The sequence below is a fragment of the Roseateles albus genome, from assembly GCF_028595345.1.
Taxonomy (GTDB): domain Bacteria; phylum Pseudomonadota; class Gammaproteobacteria; order Burkholderiales; family Burkholderiaceae_C; genus Paucibacter_A; species Paucibacter_A albus.
Genome location: NZ_JAQQXT010000015.1, coordinates 25428 through 45133 on the forward strand (window position 1 = coordinate 25428; position 19706 = coordinate 45133).

General features: G+C 62.5%; 18 protein-coding genes and 1 tRNA gene. 4 read left to right on the plus strand and 15 right to left on the minus strand.

Going from position 1 to position 19706, the window contains the following annotated elements; genetic code table 11:
- The first annotated feature begins 4 nt into the window (after positions 1–4).
- Positions 5–655, plus strand: a complete 651-nt coding sequence (locus PRZ03_RS19960) for a YceH family protein (protein ID WP_273601949.1) — start codon at positions 5–7, stop codon at positions 653–655.
- Between the two features lie 205 nt (positions 656–860).
- On the plus strand, positions 861–1079 hold the full coding sequence (locus PRZ03_RS19965) for a hypothetical protein (RefSeq protein ID WP_273601950.1): 219 nt from the start codon (positions 861–863) through the stop codon (positions 1077–1079).
- 19 nt (positions 1080–1098) lie between these two features.
- On the opposite strand, the gene PRZ03_RS19970 is transcribed toward PRZ03_RS19965, so the two are convergent.
- Both PRZ03_RS19970 and PRZ03_RS19975 read right to left on the minus strand, forming a co-directional pair.
- On the minus strand, positions 1099–2220 hold the full coding sequence (locus tag PRZ03_RS19970; protein WP_273601951.1) for a serine hydrolase domain-containing protein: 1122 nt from the start codon (positions 2218–2220) through the stop codon (positions 1099–1101).
- Positions 2198–4948 (minus strand): TonB-dependent receptor, encoded by a 2751-nt coding sequence (locus tag PRZ03_RS19975; RefSeq protein WP_273601952.1) that lies wholly within the window; start codon positions 4946–4948, stop codon positions 2198–2200. The genes PRZ03_RS19970 and PRZ03_RS19975 overlap by 23 nt, the downstream gene beginning before the upstream one ends.
- Before the next feature lie 251 nt (positions 4949–5199).
- On the opposite strand from PRZ03_RS19975, the gene PRZ03_RS19980 reads away from it, so the two are divergent.
- A complete protein-coding gene (locus PRZ03_RS19980; RefSeq protein ID WP_273601953.1) occupies positions 5200–6651 on the plus strand; it encodes a cyanophycinase in 1452 nt (483 codons plus the stop codon).
- A 20-nt stretch (positions 6652–6671) separates the two neighbouring features.
- Here the strand turns inward: PRZ03_RS19980 and PRZ03_RS19985 are convergent, their stop codons facing one another.
- From PRZ03_RS19985 to PRZ03_RS20045, 13 genes are all read right to left on the minus strand, one after another.
- Complete coding sequence (locus PRZ03_RS19985) at positions 6672–7826, minus strand: zinc-ribbon and DUF3426 domain-containing protein (protein ID WP_273601954.1); 1155 nt, start codon at positions 7824–7826, stop codon at positions 6672–6674.
- Between the two features lie 60 nt (positions 7827–7886).
- Positions 7887–8783, minus strand: coding sequence for a 50S ribosomal protein L11 methyltransferase (gene prmA / locus PRZ03_RS19990; RefSeq protein WP_273602024.1), 897 nt, complete (start codon positions 8781–8783; stop codon positions 7887–7889).
- Positions 8784–8902: 119 nt separating this feature from the next.
- Positions 8903–10252 (minus strand): acetyl-CoA carboxylase biotin carboxylase subunit, encoded by a 1350-nt coding sequence (accC, locus tag PRZ03_RS19995; protein ID WP_263535661.1) that lies wholly within the window; start codon positions 10250–10252, stop codon positions 8903–8905.
- 9 nt (positions 10253–10261) lie between these two features.
- Positions 10262–10720, minus strand: a complete 459-nt coding sequence (accB, locus tag PRZ03_RS20000) for an acetyl-CoA carboxylase biotin carboxyl carrier protein (RefSeq protein ID WP_263535660.1) — start codon at positions 10718–10720, stop codon at positions 10262–10264.
- A gap of 68 nt (positions 10721–10788) precedes the next feature.
- Entirely contained in the window at positions 10789–11247 is a 459-nt protein-coding gene (gene aroQ / locus PRZ03_RS20005; RefSeq protein WP_263535733.1) for a type II 3-dehydroquinate dehydratase, read from the minus strand.
- Positions 11248–11416: 169 nt separating this feature from the next.
- The gene (locus tag PRZ03_RS20010) at positions 11417–11965 is read right to left on the minus strand and encodes a TlpA disulfide reductase family protein (protein ID WP_273601955.1); all 549 of its coding nucleotides are present in this window, start codon (positions 11963–11965) and stop codon (positions 11417–11419) included.
- Positions 11958–12578 (minus strand): hypothetical protein, encoded by a 621-nt coding sequence (locus PRZ03_RS20015; RefSeq protein ID WP_273601956.1) that lies wholly within the window; start codon positions 12576–12578, stop codon positions 11958–11960. The genes PRZ03_RS20010 and PRZ03_RS20015 overlap by 8 nt, the downstream gene beginning before the upstream one ends.
- Before the next feature lie 14 nt (positions 12579–12592).
- Positions 12593–13357: a transglycosylase domain-containing protein gene (locus PRZ03_RS20020; RefSeq protein WP_273601957.1), complete on the minus strand. Its 765-nt coding sequence runs from the start codon at positions 13355–13357 to the stop codon at positions 12593–12595.
- A 2-nt stretch (positions 13358–13359) separates the two neighbouring features.
- Positions 13360–14208 (minus strand): shikimate dehydrogenase, encoded by an 849-nt coding sequence (gene aroE, locus PRZ03_RS20025; RefSeq protein WP_273601958.1) that lies wholly within the window; start codon positions 14206–14208, stop codon positions 13360–13362.
- Positions 14205–15065 (minus strand): energy transducer TonB, encoded by an 861-nt coding sequence (locus PRZ03_RS20030; protein ID WP_273601959.1) that lies wholly within the window; start codon positions 15063–15065, stop codon positions 14205–14207. The genes aroE and PRZ03_RS20030 overlap by 4 nt, the downstream gene beginning before the upstream one ends.
- A 2-nt stretch (positions 15066–15067) precedes the next feature.
- On the minus strand, positions 15068–17122 hold the full coding sequence (locus PRZ03_RS20035; protein ID WP_273601960.1) for a ribonuclease catalytic domain-containing protein: 2055 nt from the start codon (positions 17120–17122) through the stop codon (positions 15068–15070).
- Between the two features lie 185 nt (positions 17123–17307).
- Positions 17308–17384 (minus strand) — tRNA-Met (locus PRZ03_RS20040).
- Between the two features lie 62 nt (positions 17385–17446).
- A complete protein-coding gene (locus PRZ03_RS20045) occupies positions 17447–18343 on the minus strand; it encodes a delta(1)-pyrroline-2-carboxylate reductase family protein (RefSeq protein ID WP_273601961.1) in 897 nt (298 codons plus the stop codon).
- Between the two features lie 172 nt (positions 18344–18515).
- On the opposite strand from PRZ03_RS20045, the gene ftsY reads away from it, so the two are divergent.
- A complete protein-coding gene (ftsY, locus tag PRZ03_RS20050; RefSeq protein ID WP_273601962.1) occupies positions 18516–19667 on the plus strand; it encodes a signal recognition particle-docking protein FtsY in 1152 nt (383 codons plus the stop codon).
- Positions 19668–19706 lie beyond the last annotated feature (39 nt).

A 19706-nucleotide genomic window follows, 5' to 3' on the forward strand; every position in this document is an offset into this window, starting at 1 on the left:
CCCTATGAGCTTGCGAACCTTGAGCGCGCTGGAGGCGCGTGTGCTGGCGGTGCTGGTCGAGAAAGCCGCCACCGTGCCCGACAGTTATCCGCTCTCTCTGAACGCCTTGACCATGGGCTGCAATCAGAAAACCGCGCGTGAGCCGGTCATGAACGCGGCCGAGCCCGATGTGCTGCAGGCGCTGGAAGAATTGAAGTCCATGCATTTGGTCAACACCGTCAGTGGCAACCGAGTGCTGCGCTTTGAGCACAACGGTGCGCGGGGCTTGGGCGTGCCGGGTGCGGCGCTGGCCTGTTTGACCTTGCTGATGTTGCGCGGGCCGCTCACCACGGCCGAATTGCGCCTGCACACCGAGCGCCTGCACCGTTTTGCCGATCTGTCTTCGGTCGAAGGCTTTCTGGAAGAGTTGGCCGAAAAGACCGAGACGCGGCCCGCCTATGTGGTCAAGCTGGCGCGTGCGCCGGGCGCGCGGGAAGCGCGTTGGGCTCATCTGCTGTGTGGCGAGGTGCTGCAAGACTCAAGCGTTAGCGCGCTGCCGCGCGACGAAGAGGTCGCCTTTTTGCGTGCAGAGCAGCAGCGCATGAATGCCGAGCTGGAAAGCCTGAAGGCATTGGTGCAGCGGATAGTGAGCGAGCTGGGGATAGGCAACACCTAAAGGCTGTTTGATTGAGGTGTGACTTTCGGCATTCCCCGGTCCGGTGAGCGCCCTGTTAGGCTCGGCCGCCGGTAATAGTTGGGGCAGGCGCTCGCCGCAAGTGGGCCTCATGACGCTGCGACCCTAGACGACAAAGCCTGAACTAAAAAAGAGCTTTGCACAGCGGTCAAGCACGTCGCTTAGATATGTGATCTTCAGGGAGAAAATGATGAGTAAATTTTCAATTGGCGCTGCGCTCGCCATGCTGTCCTTTGTGGCTCTGCAGGGCTGTGCGGTGAATGATGCAAAGCCGGGTCAAGCGCCATCGGTAGGCGTGGCCAACGGAGAGCAAGATTTTGTCACCGGCTCGCGTATTCCGCGCAAGGCACCACGGCCATCGGAGAATGTCGTTATCAAAGAGGCGAACGAGAAAACCGGCCTCTGAGTTCGTCTGTTCGAGTCGGTCACGACCGACCACCTAACTCCCCCATGAGGCGCATCCAAAGTTGATTGCCGTTCAGGCCATTGCTCAGGATGACGAAGCCGGTCTGTTGGCTGGGTGAAAACTGGCAGTAGTTGCGAAAGCCGCTGCTGTTGGTGCCGGTGTGATAGCTGATATCGCCCTGCGCCGTCGTGTTGATGCCCCAACCCAGGCCCCAAAACACCGACAAACCTTGGGCCAGACCGGGTCTGGCAATGGGCGCGCGGTCGGTGGCGGGTGTGGCGTGGGCCAGCATGGCCTGCAGGCTGGCGGCGTTCAACGAATGGCTGCCGCTGCGATCCGTGTTCAACATCTCGGCTAGAAACAAGGCGTAGTCCGCAGCGGTGGTGTAAAGCGTATAGGCGGCGTTCGCTTCCTTGTACTCTTGGACCGGTAAGACCCGACCCTGAGCGTCGTGGCCGCGGGCCCGCAAGCCGTCCAGTTGCGGCGTCAGTACGAAACCGCTGTGCCGCATGCCCAGTGGTTTGAAGAGTTGCTGTTCGGCCCTGGTCTGCAAGGCTTCGCCCCAAATCGCCTCAAGCACCCGCTGCAAATAGAAATAGCCTTCGCCCGAGTAGTTGAAGCGCTGGCCGGGCTCGAAGGCGATGCGCAGCGAGTCGGTCCGCTCATCCTCGTCGCTGCGCCAGTTGGGCAGGCCCGAGCGATGCGTCAAAAGCATGCGGGCGGTGATCAAGCTCTGCCAATCTTGCTGCGGTTTGAAGACCTCCTGCGGCAGGTAATGCATCACCGGGCGGTCCAGGGCTAGCTGCCCGGCCTGCACCGTTTGCAGCACCAGATAGGCAAACAGAGGTTTGCTCAAAGACGCGGCTTCAAAGACGGTGTCGGCCTGAATTGGCTTGGCCGTGCCCGCTTCGGACTGACCGAACTGAGCCGACCACACCGGCTTGCCTTGGCGCAACAGAACCAAGGCCGTGCCGGGTACATGCAGCTCCTGCAGCAGCGCGGGGATAGGCCCCTGCAACTGCCGAATCAGATCAAGCGGAACTTCCCCACCTTGGGCCCAGGTTGGGCGCAGCGCTAGGCTGCCGAGCCAGCCCAAGGCAGCGCGGCGCCCAATCGCTTCAGCGGAATTTGTATTGCGCACTGAGGAACAGGAAGCGCCCACGGGGGTCGGTGTAGCTGGGGTCATAACCGGACAGGAAGAACCAAGCCTGCTGCGAGAACGGGGGCGAGGTGTCGAGCAGATTCTTCACGCCGGCGCGCATGGTGAGGGCCGAATTGACGGCCCATGAACCGGTCAGGTCCCACAGCGAATATTCCTTCACCTTGCGATCGACCTTGCCGACGATGCTTTGGTCCGTGTAGCCTGACAGGTAGCTATTGGTCAGTGTCGCGCCAAAACTGCCCTCACTCCAGTCCAGGCTGGCGGTATGGCGCCAGCGTTGCACGACGCCGTCGTTGACGAAATGGCCGAGGTTGCTATAGAACGGGTCGTCGTTGCTGGTCTGTTGCTCGGAGTTCAGCGTCCAGGTGCCGTTCAGGTGCAGGCCCCAGGTGCCGAAGCCGCTCTTCAGACCGCTCAGGGCCACGCCCAGATCCACACCGTTGATTTTTTGCTTGCCGCGGTTTTCCTTGATCAGGTCGATGTGGTCGATCACGCTGTCTTCATCGCGGTGCACGAGGTGGCCGTATTTGTCGAGGTTGGCCAAAATGGTGTCGACGCCCAGCGAGCTGATCAGGTCCCTTTTCTCGATATTCCAGTAGTCCAGGCTGAGCGTCATGCCGGCCCTGGGCTCCAGGACCGCTCCGAGCGAAAACTGCCTGGACTTCTCTGGCTTGAGTTTGGCGTTGCTGAAGTTCAGCGTGGTCCAGCCCTCCGAACAATCGGTGACCGTGTTGCTGGGATCGAGCGCCATGCAGACCGGATCTACAACGGTACCTGAGCTGCCCTCTGTGACAGGCCGGTAGAGATCCGACAAGCTTGGCGCACGGAAGCCCGCACCTGCCGAGGCGCGCAGCAGCAACTCTTTCATCGGCACATACTTCAGGCCCAGCTTGGGGCTGCTGGCATTGCCCGACACCTGGTAGCGCTCGTAGCGCATGGCGGCTTGCAACTCCAGCTCTTTGGTGATGGGGGCATTGATTTCGGCAAAGACGGCGGCAACCTTGCGTGAGTGGCCAAAGTCTGCGTCCGGACCTTGCGAGGTTTCACCGAGGATCAAGTCTTTGGCCAAGGCCTCGGACTGGTGATAGTCCTGCTTCTCGCGACGGTACTCGCCGCCCAAGGCCAGCGCCAAGTCGCCGCCGGGCAGTGCGTAGATCGCGCGCGAAGCCTTGAAATCCACGCTGTCCATCGTGCCTTTGGCGTGTCGCACCTCGCCGCGTATCTGCGCTTGGTCGTACAAGGCCAAGCCGGCCGCGTTTGACGGCCCGAAGGCATTGAGCTTGCCGCTGGCAAAGCCGTCGCGAATCATTTGCTCGTTCAAATAGCCCTGATAGTTGCGGTCGGACACGGTGCTGAGGCTGTGGTTGTATGCCAGCTCATAGTCCCAATTGGCGGCTGTGCCGTTGACCCCGGCTACATAGCGTTGCCCCGTCGACACCAGCTCGCTGGTGCGCAGGCCGGCTTCGCCCAGCCGGGTGCGTACGGAAATGATGCGGTCTTCGGCGTCGGCGTCTAGCTTGCTCAAACTGGTGCCTGCCAAAGAGGGAACCTTGGACACATCCATATCGGCGGTGATGCGATTGGGGGTGCCGGCGTACAACGTCTTGGCTCGGTTCAGTGCGGCCTCGGCAAAGAACTGATGGCCGCCGCCCAGATTGAGCACACCACGGCCGAAGAAGCTGGATTTCTCAGACTTCGGGTAAAGCTCGATGTCGCGCATGTAGTCATAAGTGCAACCGTCGATGCCGCCGATGCCGTCCGGTAGATACAGATTGGCGGGCGGGTTGCAGCCCTTGGCTGCTGCCGGGTTGACGGTCCTGCTGTCGATGACGGCTTTGCCATTGGTGGAGAACTTGTCATCAATCAGCGAATCGCGCTGGCTGCCGCTCAGTCGCATATTGCCAGGGAAGGTGAAGCTGGACAGCAGGTCTGGCAGGCGACCTGGGATATCCAAGTCGGTGATGAACTGGCGTTGATTGGCATTCAGGCTGCCGGTCTTTTGGAGATCCAGCACGGCGAAGATGTTGAAGCCGTCGCGGTCGGCGTCGCCCAAGCCAGCGCCGATCGAGGCGGTCGTCTTGCTGGCCCCGCCCTCTGAGGTGTTGCCATAGCTGGCGTTGAGCTCAATGCCGGTGTAGTCCTTGCGGGTGATGAAATTGATCACGCCGCCGATCGCATCGCTGCCGTAAATGGCCGAGGCACCGTCCAGCAAGACCTCAACCCGCTCAATCGCAGCGGCGGGAATCGTGTTGAGGTCAACCCCAGAGGAGTCGCCCGGCGAAGCGAAGTTGGCCATGCGCCGGCCATTCAGCAGCACCAAGGTGGACGACACGCCGAGGCCGCGCAAGTTTGCGGCGTTCATGCCCATCTGATCTCGAAATCCGCCGTAGCCAATGCTGCCGCCGTCGGTCATATTGTTGGTCGCAGCACTGATGCGGCTGACGATCTCTGACGCCGTGGTCAGCCCTTGCTTGACGATGTCAGCGCGGGTGATGACCTGCATGGGCAGCGCTGTTTCGTCGGCAAGCCGTTTGATCGCCGAACCGGTCACCTCGACACGCTCAAGTCTTTTGTTAGCGGCGCTATCGTCTTGCTGCGCAAACGCAGGCAGAGCGGCAAGAGCGAGCAAAACGGCCTGTGTACTGCTGCGCAGGGCGAAGCCTTGAGTTTTGCGAGCGACTTGCTTGGGCTGACTGACTGTATTCATCTTTTTCTACTCCTTGTCGACACAACTGGGTCCAATCGGCTCAGTCTAGAAAGTTGAGCCCCTGTGCCTGCAGGGGTTTACGCGATAAGTCGTATGCGCGCAACGGTGGCATTAGGGGTGAATCCGCGCTGGCCCCGGGCGTCAAGGCGCTCGCTCAGGCTCAGGCACCCGCAGTTCACACCTGTGGGGGAGGGCGAAGGCGAGTCGGCTGGGCTACATTGATAAGACTCTCGCAAACCCGTCCCGTCCTCATGCGCATCCAATTCATTTTTCGCTGGCCTAGTCTTGCGGCCCTGTTATCGCTCAGTGCCTCGCTGGCTTGTGCCGACCAGGCTGTAGCTCAGGCGGCGCGTGGTGCGGCACCAGCGCCGGCTCGTGCAGCTTCAAGCGTGGCTCAGCCACCTGCTGCTGCCCGCAATCCGGGCAGCACAAACCCAGCGGCGGCGGTCGTGCCGCCTGTCAAGACCGAGCCTTTGATCAAGGGCTATGCGATTCCGATCGGCGGCGCTTTGAAGGCCGATAACGAAGAGGTCTGGGGCCGCATCGTCGCATTGGCAGGGGGCAAGGGCGCGCGCTTTGTGGTCTTTGGCACTGCGTCCGAGGATCCGGAAGCCAGCGCCAAGCAGGCAATTGACATGCTGCACCGGCGCGGCGCGGTGGCCGAGGCCTTGCCGGTGGCGCCTAAGTTTGGCTGGGTTGACCTGAACAAGGTGGTGCGTGACCCGGCCCTGATCAACAAGGTCAAGGGCGCGCGCGGCGTGTTCTTTACCGGCGGCTCGCAGGAACGCATTGTCGATGTCTTGATGCCGGGTGGGCAGCCGACGCCGATGCTGGAGGCGATCTGGGAGGTCTATCGCAAGGGCGGCGTGGTGGCGGGCACCAGCGCAGGAGCGGCCATCATGAGCACGGTGATGTTTCGTGACGCCCCTAGCGTCATCAACATCATGAAGGGCAAGTGGGTGGAAGGTAAACAGATCGACCGGGGTCTGGGCTTTGTCGGCCCCGATTTGTTTGTCGATCAGCATTTCCTCAAGCGGGGTCGCTTCGGCCGCATGATTCCTTTGATGATGGCCAAGGGCTACAAGCTGGGCCTGGGTGTGGACGAAAACTCCGCCGCCATCATTCATGGTGACGATATCGAGGTGATTGGCGGCAAGGGCGCCATGTTGGTGGATCTGAGTGAGGTGAAGACCGACCCCACCCTGGGTGCTTTCAACCTGACCAATGCGCGCTTGAATTACCTGGATCATGGCGACCACTACAGCATGAAGAACCGCGTGACGACGCCCTCGGCCATCAAGCTGCGTGGCGACAAGCTGGACCCGGCATCGCCCGACTACAAGCCCTATTACACCGAGCCGCTGTTTCACCTCGATATGCTGGGGGACACCACCATTTCGAATTCGATGAACTACTTGATCGACAGCCCGCTCAGCGAGGTGCGTGGCTTGACTTTTGATGTGGGCGCCAAGGCCGATGATCCGGTCGCGGATCTGGGCTTTTTGTTTCGCGTCTACAAAGGCCGGGGTAGCTATGGCTGGAGTACCGACGAGAACGGACCGGAGGAATACACCGTGATCAATCTCTATCTCGATATCACACCGGTACGCATGCCTCAGCCGATTTACAGCGCTTGGCCCGGGCCGGGGCGTAAGGCAGCACCTGCGCCGGCCGAGCCTTTGCGCGGCGACCTGTCAAAGTAGACAGACCGGCGGCGGCCGCCTCAGGGGTAAAAAATCTCGACGCTATAGCCGCTGACGCGCTTGTCGCCCGTGGAGAGCAGGGTTTGCAAGCTCAGGTCCGAGCCGGCCGGCATGGCGGTCTTGTCGGTCTTGAAGTCGGCCGGTCCCAAGACGCGTTTGGCCACCAGGGCGCCGGCGGCATCGGTCAGGCTGAGATCGACCCAGGGCGTCGCTACTTCGGTGCCACTCTTGTTGCGCAGGCCCACCACCAACTGATATTGGTTGCCCGGTCCGGCTTGATTGAGAGCGCTGCTTTCAACGCCTATGCCCTCGATGTGTTGTCTGGGCGAGATCTCGCAGCCCGCGATGGCGCAGGCCGTCTGCAGGGCGGGGCGCAGGCCAGGCTGGTGTGCCGCGACCGTGTTCCTGAAGTGCAGGCCCGCCTGCAGCAATAGCGCGCCCAGGAGCAGCAGGGACAGCAGGCCCAGGGCGATACGCAGCTTGGGGTTTTGCCATTTGGTCTTGGCGTTTTGCTGGCGCAGGAATTCCGGCAGCGCGGCCGCCGCTGCTGTGTTTTCTGTTTGGGCTTCGGCTTGGGCTTGCGTGGGCGCGCTGCTCTTGGCCAAGCGCTCGCCCAGCACGACATCGGGGCGCTCGTCGATGTCTGCATGCAGGTCCATGGCCGGCGCCGGGGTGGGCGAAACCGCAGGCGGAGCTGCGTGAGCAGGCGCGGAGGGCTCTTCCGACCAATGAGGTTCCATGCGGGCGTCAAGCCGAGCATGCTGTGCGGGCTCGTGGACTTGCGCCGAAGCGGGGTCTAAGGACGGGTCGGTATGAACTGCACCGAAGGCGCTGTGCTCGTGCGTGAACTGCGAGGGCCTGGGCTCGAAAACAGCTTCTTCTTGCGGCCATTCTGCCGGCTCGGGTTCGGGTGGCCGGCTACGCAAAGCTGGTGTCGGCGCAGGCAAAGGAGCAGGAATGGGCGATGGAGGGGGCGCCGGAGGGGCCAGCGGTGGGGCTAGGGGCTCGGCAGGCCAGGGCGGCGGCGCTTCGCGGTCAATGTCGAACAGTTGCGCACGCGCATCGAACACCTCAGCACAGCGGCCGCAGCGGACCCAGCCATCGGATACCCGCAACTGATCTTCCACCACCCTGAAGATGGTGCCGCAGGCGCTACAACGGGTGGCGAGGCTCATGGCGCGATCATGCCATGAGTCCGCTGGGTTTCGGGCTTACGTTTCTGGCCAAGTGCCGCGTCAAGCTCGTTGAGCCGTCATCAAAATCCAACCCTCTTGGCTGTCGCTGACTTCCAGCTTGACCCAAGGCGCATAGGCTTCCTTGAGTTCGTCCGCTTGACGCTCAAGAATGCCGGCCAGAATAAGATGGCCGCCGGGCGCCATATGGGCGCACAGCAAAGGCGCCAGTAGGCGCAAAGGGGTAGCCAGAATATTGGCGATCACCAGCGGGTATTCGCCTTGGGCCGCGTCGGGCAGCGCCGCTGTCAGGCTGACCTTGTTGGCTTCGGCATTGGCCTTGCTGGCAACGATGGCCGCCGGGTCGATGTCGACAGCATCGATATTGCGGGCGCCATGCAGGGCCGCGCCAATGGCCAGAATGCCGGAGCCGCAGCCGTAGTCCAACACCCGTGTCCAGCTTGGGCTGAGCGCAGCCGCCTGCTGTGCGATCCAACGCAAGCACATGCGGGTGGTGGGGTGGGTGCCAGTGCCGAAGGCCAGGCCCGGGTCCAAGCTCATCACCTGCTTGGCCTGTTCGGGCGCCTGGTGCCAGGACGGCACGATCCAGAACTCGGGCGTGATCTCGACCGGCGCAAATTGCGACTGCGTCAAGCGCACCCAGTCTTGCTCGGGCACCGCTTGAATCGCCTGCACATGCACTCCGGTGGCCCAGTCCTGACTCAAAATCAGGGTCGCGCATTCGGTCGCGTCTTGCTCGTTCGGGAACAAAGCCTTGACGACCGAGCGCTGCCAGCCGCCCTTCGGTGCCGGCATGCCGGGCTCGCCGAACAAGGCCCGCTCCGCGTCGGTGTCGGCATCGGCGTCTTCAACCGAGACGGCCAAGGCGTCGAGTTCCATCAAAGCATCGCTGACGATCTCGACATCGTCCTCACCGCAAATCAGCAGCAGTTCATGCAGGGTGGTAGACATATGAATTCCGTTTGGGTTGCCAAAATAGTAGCGCCCAATGGCTCCGGTTTTTGCCGGGGCCATTGGGCTTCGCGCCTTGGGAGTGGCGCGAAGCGCCTATCGCGTGGTCAACGCTTGTGTTGGCTCATCCAGCCTTCGAGGTAATGAATATTGGTGCCGCCTTCAATGAACTTGGCGTCCACCATCAACTCGCGGTGCAAGGGGATGTTGGTCAAGATGCCTTCAACCACGGTCTCCGACAAGGCGATGCGCATGCGCGCCAGGGCCTGCTCGCGGGTGTCGCCGTGCACGATGATCTTGCCAATCATCGAGTCGTAATGCGGCGGCACGACGTAGTTGCTGTAGACATGCGAGTCGACCCGCACGCCAGGGCCACCCGGCGCGTGCCACATCGTGATGCGGCCCGGTGAGGGCGTGAACTTGAACGGGTCTTCGGCATTGATACGGCACTCGATCGAGTGGCCGCGCATGACGATATTGCGTTGCGTGAAGGGCAGTTTTTCGCCCGCTGCCACCTTGATCTGCATCTGCACGATGTCGATGCCAGTGACCATTTCGGTGACCGGATGCTCGACCTGCACGCGCGTGTTCATTTCGATGAAATAGAACTCGCCGTTCTCATACAGGAACTCGAAGGTGCCTGCGCCGCGGTAATTCATCTTGCGGCAAGCGGCTGCGCAGCGGTCACCGATCTTCTCGATCACGCGGCGCGGGATGCCCGGCGCCGGCGCTTCTTCGAGGATCTTCTGGTGGCGGCGCTGCATCGAGCAGTCGCGCTCACCCAACCAGACCGCGCTCTTGTGCGTGTCGGCCAGGATCTGGATTTCCACATGACGTGGGTTCTCCAGAAACTTCTCCATATAGACCTCGGGGTTGCCGAAGGCCGCACCCGCTTCGGTGCGCGTCATCTGCACCGCATTGACCAGGGCCGCTTCGGTGTGCACCACGCGCATGCCGCGTCCGCCGCCGCCGCCGGCGGCCTTGATGATGACGGGGTAGCCGACCGTGCGGGCAATCTTGATGATCTCCTTCGGGTCCTCGGGCAAGGCGCCTTCGGAGCCGGGCACGCAAGGCACGCCGGCGCGAATCATCGCCTGCTTGGCCGAGACCTTGTCGCCCATCATGCGGATCGACTCGGGCGTGGGGCCAATGAAGGTGAAGCCGCTTTGTTCCACGCGCTCGGCAAAGTCGGCGTTCTCGCTCAGGAAACCGTAGCCGGGGTGGATCGCCTCGGCGTCGGTCACTTCGGCCGTGGCGATGATGGCGGGCATGCTGAGATAGCTCAGCGTGGAGGCGGCCGGGCCAATACAAACGGCCTCATCGGCCAGCTTGACATACTTGGCATCGCGGTCGGCCTCGGAGTAGACCACCACCGATTTGACACCCAACTCGCGGCAGGCGCGCTGGATGCGCAAGGCGATCTCGCCTCGATTGGCAATGAGGATTTTCTTGAACATTGCTGTGCCTTATTCGATCACGAACAAGGGCTGACCGAACTCGACCGGCTGACCGTTCTCGCACAAGACCTTGGTCACCGTGCCACCGATTTCGGTGTCGATCTCGTTCATGATCTTCATCGCTTCGATGATGCAGATCGGCTCGCCTTCCTTGATCGCCTGGCCAACTTCGGCGAAAGGCTTGGCGTTCGGGCCGGCGGCGCGGTAGAAGGTGCCGACCATCGGTGACTTCACGATACGGCCGGTCTCTTCGGGCGCTGCAGCCACCACTGGTGCGGCGGCAACTGGCGCTGCTGCTGGAGCGGCAACCGGCGCTGCGGCCACGGGCGCGGCCATCACCAGTGGAGCGGCTACGGCACCGTCGGTCTTGACGATACGTACCTTGCCGTCGGCTTCGGTGATTTCAAGTTCGGAAATATTCGACTCGGAAACCAGGTCGATCAGGGTCTTGAGCTTGCGCAGATCCATATTGTTTCTCCAACGAGATTGATTATTGTTTGTTGATTAAAGAGGTCGCCGGCGGCGACTCCGACCGTTTAAGTCGGGCGCTTGGGCGGGTTCTTCAGCTTCTCAAGCGCGTAAGCCAAGGCCAGTTGATAGCCCTGGGCACCCAGTCCGCAAATCACGCCTTCGGCGCGCGCGGAAAAAAAGCTGTGATGCCGAAATGATTCGCGCTTGTGAATATTGGACAGATGAACTTCGACAAAAGGCAGGGCCACCGCCGCCAAGGCGTCAGCCATGGCCACACTGGTGTGGGTATAGGCGGCCGGATTGATGATGATGAACTGGCAGCCCTCGCTGCCCGCCGCTTGAATGCGATCCACCAAAGCGCCTTCATGGTTGCTTTGGAAGGATTTTAGTTCAACCCCGGCAATGGTCGCCTTCTCGCTTAGATCTGCGTCGATCTGGGCCAGAGTTTGCGCGCCATAGATCCCAGGCTCGCGGGTGCCGAGCAGATTGAGGTTGGGGCCATGAATGACAAGAATTTGCATCAGCGACGTGGTGAGGCTCATTGGTCACCTCGCTGGGTGACCTAGAGTGAAGACCCTAGAAGCGGAAAAGGCCGAACTTTACGCGTTTTAAGCCTCGTTCGCGACTTCTGCCCCTAAATAATTCGCTTGACCCGGATTTGCTTTTGCGCTTGCCCAGCCAAGCCGGCGCAACTCAGGTGGGCGAGAATTTGCTCGCCATCTGGCGCAATTCTTCAAGATTGGTGGCGCCGAGCTTGCGCCAAATCAGCTCACCCGCAGCATTGAAGGCGACGCTGAAGGGCAGTCCGCCTTGGCTGTTGCCGAGTGTGCGGGTCAATTCGGTGCCGGTCAATCCGGCCAAACCCACGGGGAAGTCCAGCGGCAGCTTTTTCAAAAAATCGCGCACGGCGCTCGGGCTGTCGACCGCCAGGCCTGCAACTTGCCAGCCTTTGCCTTTGAATTCGCGTTGAAACTGCGCCAATTCGGGCAACTCCTTGACGCAGGGCGGGCACCAGGTGGCCCAGAAATTCAGCAGCAATGGCTGGCCTTTGAATCCGGCCGCCAGCAATTCGCCGCCATCGGGCCGGTCAAAGCGAGCGCTCCAAAAACTCGCGGCCGCCGCCGACAGCGGGGCAGGCTCTGCAGGTCGATGGCGTAGCGAGAGGCCGGCGCCGATCGCCGTAGCGCCAAGGCCGGCCGCTATGAATAGATTGCGGCGTGTATTTGAAGTGGGTTCACTCATCTGAAGCTTGTTCCAGTAATTTGCGCAAAGCAGCCAGGTCGCCGCGCTCGCTGCGGCCGCGCGCGTCCGTTTTAAGGGCGCCGCGCAAATCGTCAAAGTCGAGGATGCTCAGATGCACGGTGATCAATTCGCCCAACTTGCGGCTGTGTGCGGCCAAGGACAGCACATCGATGTCGCGTCCCCGCGAGCCCTTGGGGCCGCTGACCGCGCCGACCTCATAGTCCAGTCCCATATTGATTAGTGCGATCTCGGCGGACTTGCTGTCATCGCAATAGAGCTGCAAATGAATATTGGACAGCCGGGTGGCGGTGCCGCGCCAGACTGCCCCGCACAGATGAGGGCGGAACTCGGCCAAGCGGGCCATCCATTCGGCCGCCAATTCGCGCAGCGCGGCCAACTCGGCCGGCTGGGTGTCGGCGCAAAACAGCGCCAGATAGTCGCGCACCTCGTCTTCCAGTTCGTCATTGCTGGGCAAAGCGGCGCGGCTGTTACGGCTCAAGCCCAAGACCTTCAGCGCGCGCTGCTTGGCCGGGCCATATTCCATGCCTTCTTCCACCACCAGGCGGGCGGCGGTGGCGGCGATCTCGGTGCTGATGCTGTTCTCAGAAGTCATGCTGGAGGCTAACACTAGGGCAATTCAACCGCGCCCATGCGGGCTTCTATGGTCGCGGCACGCGCCAGCACATAGGGAGAGGCCGGGCGTTTTTCGAATCGCTTGGGCGCCGGCAACATGACAGCCAAGCGGGCCGCCTGTGCCGGGCTCAGCTGCTTGGCATCGATATGAAAATAATGGCGGGCGGCCGCCTGCGCACCGAAGACGCCTTCGCCCCATTCGACATTGTTCAAATAGATTTCCAAGATCCTCTGCTTGCTCAGCATCGCCTCCAGCATCAAGGTGATGATGAATTCTTGGCCCTTGCGGGCCAAATTGCGCTCACCGCTGAGAAACAGGTTCTTGGCCAGCTGCTGGCTGATGGTGGAGCCGCCAATCACCTTGGGCTCACGCAGCTTGCTGGCCGCAGCCGGGTTGCTGGGCTTGCTTGCCTGAGCGCGTTTGACCACCCGTTGCTCTTCGCGCTGGTTGCGCGCCCAGGCTTTTTCCAAGGCATCCCATTCGACGCCGCCATGTTCGACAAAACCGGCGTCCTCACTGGCAATGACGGCGCGCTTGAGGTTTTTGGACAGATTTTGATCGTCCACCCATTGCTGACTCCAATTGATGCGGCCGCTTTCCATGGCCAAACGCCAGGCTTCGGAGCGCTGAAAGCTGGTCGATTGCGGCGCCACCACAATCATCAAGGCGATCCGCGCCGCGAAGTAGAGCTGCAGCGCCAACACGCCCAGCAGCAGCAGGGCGGCCAAGCGCAACAAGCTTCGCCCGATTTGCTTCATGCTCAACTCGCGCTCAGCTTCAATCGCATGGCGCTCAACACAGCCGCCGTGTCCGGCCGCACGCCGCGCCAAAGCGCAAAGGCTTCACCGGCCTGCTCGACCAGCATGCCCAGGCCGTCGCGTGCCTCGGCCCCATGCTCGCGGGCCCAGTTCAAGAATGGCGCTGCGGCCGGGCCATACATCATGTCCAGCGCCAAAGCGCCCGGCGCCAAGACGCTCGCTGCGACCGGCACGCCGGCGCCCCCCAAGCTTGCGCTGGTGGCATTGATCAGAAAGTCGTAGCCCTCGCCGCAATCGTCCAGCCCCGTGGCCGCAAGCGTTACGCCAAGCGTCTGCGCGTAGGTCTGGTGTACGGCGATCAAGGCTTGGGCCTTGTCCACGCTGCGATTGGCGATGCAAATCGATGCCGGCCGTGCGGCGATCAAGCTGCCCAAAGCGCCCGCCGAGGCACCACCGGCGCCTAAGAGCAGCACGCGCTTGCCTGCCAAGGGGCGCTGAGCGTTGACTTCGATATCCCGCACCAAGCCGGCGCCGTCGGTGTTGTCGCCAAACCAGCCCTGCGCATCAAAGCTTAAGGTGTTGACCGCGCCGGCCAGCTTGGCTCGTTCGCTTAGATGTGTAGCCAAGGCGTGCGCTTCAAACTTGAACGGCACGGTGACATTGCAGCCGCGCCCGCCGCTCGCCGCGAAGGCCTGCATGCTGTCGGCAAAGCCGTCCAGCGGGCAGAGCAGGCGCTCGTACGTCAAGGCCTGGCCGGTCTGCGCGGCAAACTGGGCATGAATTTCGGGCGAGCGGCTGTGCGCCACCGGGTTGCCGGCCACGGCATAACGATCTATATCAACAGGGTTCATGGTGTGGGCGATGCGCTCAAGGTGGTTTCAAGGCCCTCATCCCGCGTGAAGCGAAAGCGTGAGGTGATCACCAGCACCTCGGCGCCCTTGCGCATCGCCGGGCTGAAGTTCCCGAAGGGCCCCGCCGCACGCACGATGGCTTCGGCGCGGCGGTCCAGGTTGGGGTCACCCGAGGAGGCCACGATGTCGGTCTCGATCACGCGGCCGCGCTGGTTGACATGGATATTCATGGTTAGCTCGCCATACAGCTTGCGGCCTTTGTATTCGGGGAAGTCACGCGTGCCGCGCGCCTCGACACGCCGGCGCAGGCTGTCGTAATACTGGGCATAGACCACTTCGCGTGTGGCTGGGCTGACATAGCGTTTACGTGGGCGGGCGCTTTCCTCGTTGACCCGCATCTCGATCTCGGCGAGCAACTGCACCAGTTGGCGGCGCCGCTCGGTCTGCTCCTGCGCTGCCGTTGCGCCCTTGTTGTGCTGAGGGTCGGGCGCGGGCATCTGCGCCAGCTCGCGCCGCACCAGGGCCAAGAGTTGCTGTTCTTGTTCTCTAAGTTGGGCGATCTGGGCGCGCTGGGTCTCGCTGGCTTCGCCGACTTCGATGGTTTTGGACGGCGGCAGCGGCGAGGTCGAGCGCCCCGCCTCGGCCTGCCCGCCGCCGGCCAAGCTGGCTTGGGCCAAGGCGAGCGCCTTGGCCGGGTCTTCCTGGCTGCGGCTGTTGACCAGCACCACTTCCAAGGGCGTGTCCTGAAACATCCGGTTGAAGCGCTCCGGGTCCACCAAGCGCAAGGTCAGCAGGGCGCCGTGAAGGCCCAGCGAAACCAGCAGCGCGAAGTGGATGGTGGAAAGCTTGACGGCCATCGTCAGGTCGGCGTCGCCTCGGCGCTTTCACTGGCCTGATCGGCCACGGCTTCCGGCGCGTCCATGTCGACGGTCAGCGTCAAAGGTCCAGCGCCTTCGCTTTCGTCTTCATCCTCGGCTGACTCGTCCTCGACTGGCAGTGCCGCGGCCGCATCTAAGCGCTCGATCAGCGTCGCATGCACATCCAGCGTCATCTCGTCGGTGCCGGTGATGCGCACGCGCACCGCACAGCCACGCGGCAGCGCGTCGCAGCCGGCCGCCTTGAAGACCAGCGGCAAGTCGTCGGCGCGCACCAAGCCGTCCTTCATCACCGTGGCCGTCATCTCGGTGATCTGGTTTTGCACCACATAACGGATGGTCCAGAAGCGCTCAATGCCGTTCTGGAAGCCGTTATAGGCGGCATAAGCCGCGTCAAAACCCGAGATGATGGAGAACAGTGCAGCGTCTTTGGGCTTGAACGGTGCCACCAGCGCGGCGGTGCGGCCATTGCGCACGCAGGCAATGATTTGCCATTGGTTGACCAGGTCCACATAGCGGCGCAGCGGCGAGGTCGACCAGGTGTATTGCGGCACACCCAGGCCGGCGTGCGGCTGGGCGCGCGTGCCCATGCGCACCTTGATGCCGGGCGCCATGCTGGCCTGGCTGCGGTAGATGCCGGGCAGGCCCATGTCATTGAGCCAGCCGCCCCAGGTCGAGTTGGCCAGAATCATCGCCTCGGCCACGATCAAGTCCAGCGGCGCGCCGCGTTGGCGCGTCGTGATACTGACGATCTCGCCGCCCTTGGGCTCATGCTCGCCATTGGAGTCGAGGCGGAAGTTGTAGTCCGGCCGGTTGAAGTTCTCCGGCTTGCCGCGTACCACTTCGCGGCCGGCCTTCAAGTGGCGGGCCAGGCGGAAGGCAAAGGCCAACTCGGGCGCAAACGCGTAGTCGGCTGCTGCCTCGCCGGTCAAGGTCGCTTCGGTGATGATGGCGTCGAGCTTGTCGTGACGCAGATTGGCGGTGATAGGCACGCGCTCCAGCTTGGTCTCGCTGCCGGTGATGGCCAGCGTCGCCTCGTCCATGGTCACATAAAGCGAGACGGCCGGGCAGGCGCGGCCCTCGATCAGCGTGTAGGCCTGCACGACATCGTCGGGCAGCATGGTCAGCTTCCAGCCCGGCATATAGACGGTGGACAGGCGCTCGCGTGCGACCTTGTCGATCGCCGAATCGGGCTCAAAAGCCAGGCCCGGTGCTGCGATATGGATGCCAAAGATGACTGTGCCGGTGCCGAGGCCTTGCACCGACAGCGCATCGTCGATTTCGGTCGTGGCTGAATCGTCGATCGAGAAAGCACTCACGGTCGACAGAGGCAAATCGTCCTTGATCGCGGGCGCGCTCAAAGGCGGGAACTTATAGCCCTTGGGGAACTGGTCGAACAAGAAGCGCTTCCAGTGGAACTGGTAAGCGCTGCTGATCGCACCGACGCTTTGCAGCAACTCCAGCGGCGCCTTGCGGGCGCGCTGGGTGGCCAAGGCCACTGCCTTGTATTCAGGGCCGTTCTTGTCGGGTTTGAACAAAATCTTGTAAATCTGGTCGGCTACCGGCACGGGGCAGCGCCCTTCGACCAGCTCGGTCGCCCATTCTTCGATCTGCAGCGCTTGCAGGCGCTTGCGCTCCAGACCCAAGAGGGCCGCCTTGACGATCTCTTCCGGCGCTTTTTTGAACTGGCCCTTGCCAGCGCGGCGGAAGTAGTGCGGTGCTTCAAACAAGGCGAACAGCGCCGCGACTTGCTGATTGATGCTGGCCTTGGCGTCGAAGTACTCGCGCGCCAGCTCGGCAAAGCCGAACTCGCCTTCCGGCGCAAATTCCCAGGCGAGGTCGAGATCGATCTCTTTGGCCAGCGCCTGCGCCGAGGCAATCAGCTCGGCCGGTGTGGGTTTATCGAATTTAAGCAGCACATTGGCGGCTTTTACTTTGACGCGCTTGCCCGATTCCATTTCGATCTGCATCGAACTATCGGCTTCAGACATCACGCGGCCGGCGAGGAATTTTCCGGCGTCATCGAACAGTGCAAACATATGAGCCGGATTGTCGCTGATAGTCGGGGAGGGTCGACGGGCAGGCGATCGCTGATTACATTCGAGTCGCCAGTGATCTTGCGGCGAAGCCGAGTTACCCGCCTTGACGCGTTGTGGATCCGCTGCACGGGTCCCGGGTAAGAAAAAAGCCTTGTAAGTCGAAGACTCACAAGGCTTTCTGATTTTGGTGGCGCTTCAGGGATTCGAACCCCGGACCTGCGGATTATGATTCCGTCGCTCTAACCGGCTGAGCTAAAGCGCCTCAAGCCCTCTACTATAGCATCGAGTTTTGAAGATGCGCAAGGATTTAGTTAAAAAAGTTTTTCATTCCGCCAAGGCGGTGCGCACGGCAGCGAGATCCCAGGCGGCGTGTCCTACGGTTTTTAGCAGCATTGGTGCGCGCGGCAGGGTCTTGTCGGCCAGAGCTTCGGCCAGTATGTGCACGCGACTCCAGTCGACGCCGGCTTGGAGCAAGTCACCGGCTTCGTGGCGCGCGCCGTCAAGGTCATCGACCCATAACTGCCGCTGCCGCACCTGTTTGGCTGGCAGTTCGGCCATTTGCGGCGTGAAGCTGCCAAGACCGACGATCAAGGTGTTCGGTGCGACGTCGTCCGGCAGCACCGCCGTCAAGGAGGTGGTAGCGGTGACGGCAACACTGGCGTCTTCCAGTGCTTGTTCCAGGGGCAAAACTCTGGCGTTCAAGCCTTGAGCGCTTAGCGCAGCAGCAAAAGCGCTGCTTTGCGCACGAACTCGGCCGACGCAGCGCAGTTGCACGCCTGGCCAGCGCTCACTCATCGCCAAGGCATGTGTCATTGCTTGGGTGCCGGTGCCTACCAACACGACCGTCTCGGGCGGGCGAGCCAGCAGCGTCTCTATGCCTAGCAGCGTGACGGCGGCGGTGCGGCGTGCGGTAACAACGATGCCGTCCAGAATGATCAGGGGCGTGCCGGTGCCGGCTTCGCTGACCACCACGCGGCCTTGGATGGTCGGCTGCCCGCGCTCGCGGTTGGCGGGGTTCACGGCGACCAGTTTGGTGACCGCATAGCGAGCGTCGGTGCAGGGCATCGCTAAATATGTGCCGCCCTCGGGCAAAGGCAAGACGGTGCGGGCGCTGGCATGAATCAGGCCAGCGCGCAAATCCTGCATGGCCCGCGCCACGGCAGGTATCAAGCGCTCATATGGCAGCAGGTCGGCGGTGGCTTCGGCATTGAGTATTCGCATGGCTGGATTCCTTTTGCTGCAGCAGGTCGGCCGAGCCGGCCGATTATGATTCTGCCTTGATGGTTTGGCGGCCGGCATGGCCACAGGCCTGCGCGCTGGTTTTTTGGGGCTCGGCGCGGGCTTTTCACAAGGCAGTGCGCCTAGCGGCTGTCGCTCTCGGGTTTTCGTCCTCATGTTCAGCTTCTTCAAGAAAAAATTCTCATCCACGCCCGCCGCGCCTGAGCCTGCCCCGGCATCAGTGCCAGCGAGCTTGCCTGAAGCCGAGCAGCCCGAAACGCCAATGGCCGCGCCGGTAGCCGAAATGCTGGCGGAGTTGATCGTTGCGCCACCGGCTCCCGTTCTAGCTGCCGAGCCTGAGCTGGCCCCAGCGCCGGCGCCGGTCGCATTGAGCGCCGAGCCGCCTGTTCAGGTGGCAGCGACCGAGCCGCGCCGCAGTTGGATGGACAAGCTCCGCCAAGGGCTGCGGAAGACCGGCTCCAGCATTGCGCAGGTCTTCACCGGCACGCAGATTGACGATGCCTTGTACGAGGAATTGGAGGCCGCGCTGCTGATGGCCGACACCGGCGTCAAAGCGACCGAGCATTTGCTGGCCGATCTCAAGCGCCGCGTCAAGGAGGCCAAGGCGACCGATCCTGCGGCCGTGCGTGGGCTTTTGGTGGAGGCGCTGGCCGATTTGCTGCGGCCGCTGGAGAAGTCCTTGGGCGTGGGCCTGCACAGCCCGACGGTGATGATGGTGGTCGGCGTCAACGGTGCCGGCAAGACCACCAGCATCGGCAAGCTGACCCGCCACCTGGCCGAGGCCGATCAGAAGATCTTGCTGGCGGCGGCCGACACCTTCCGCGCGGCCGCGCGTGAGCAATTGGCGGTATGGGCCGACCGCACCCAGGTCGAGATCGTCAGCCAAGAGGGCGGTGATCCGTCTGCAGTGACCTTTGATGCGGTGACCGCCGGGCGCGCGCGCGGCTGTGATGTGGTGATTGCCGATACGGCCGGCCGCCTGCCGACGCAGCTGCATCTGATGGAAGAGCTGAAGAAGATCAAGCGCGTGATCGGCAAGGCGCAAGACGGCGCGCCGCATGAGGTATTGCTTGTGATTGACGGAAACACCGGCCAGAACGCGCTGGCGCAGGTGAAGACCTTTGATGACGCGATTGGCCTCACCGGCTTGATTGTCACCAAGCTCGACGGCACGGCCAAGGGCGGCGTGCTGGCGGCGATTGCGCGCGAGCGTGCGATTCCGGTCTACTTCATCGGTGTGGGCGAGAAGCTGGAGGACTTGCAAACCTTCAGCGCCCGCGAGTTCGCGCAGGCGCTGCTCGAATAGGGGTTTGCGCCCGAGCGCCGGGCCGTCCCAAGCCGGGCG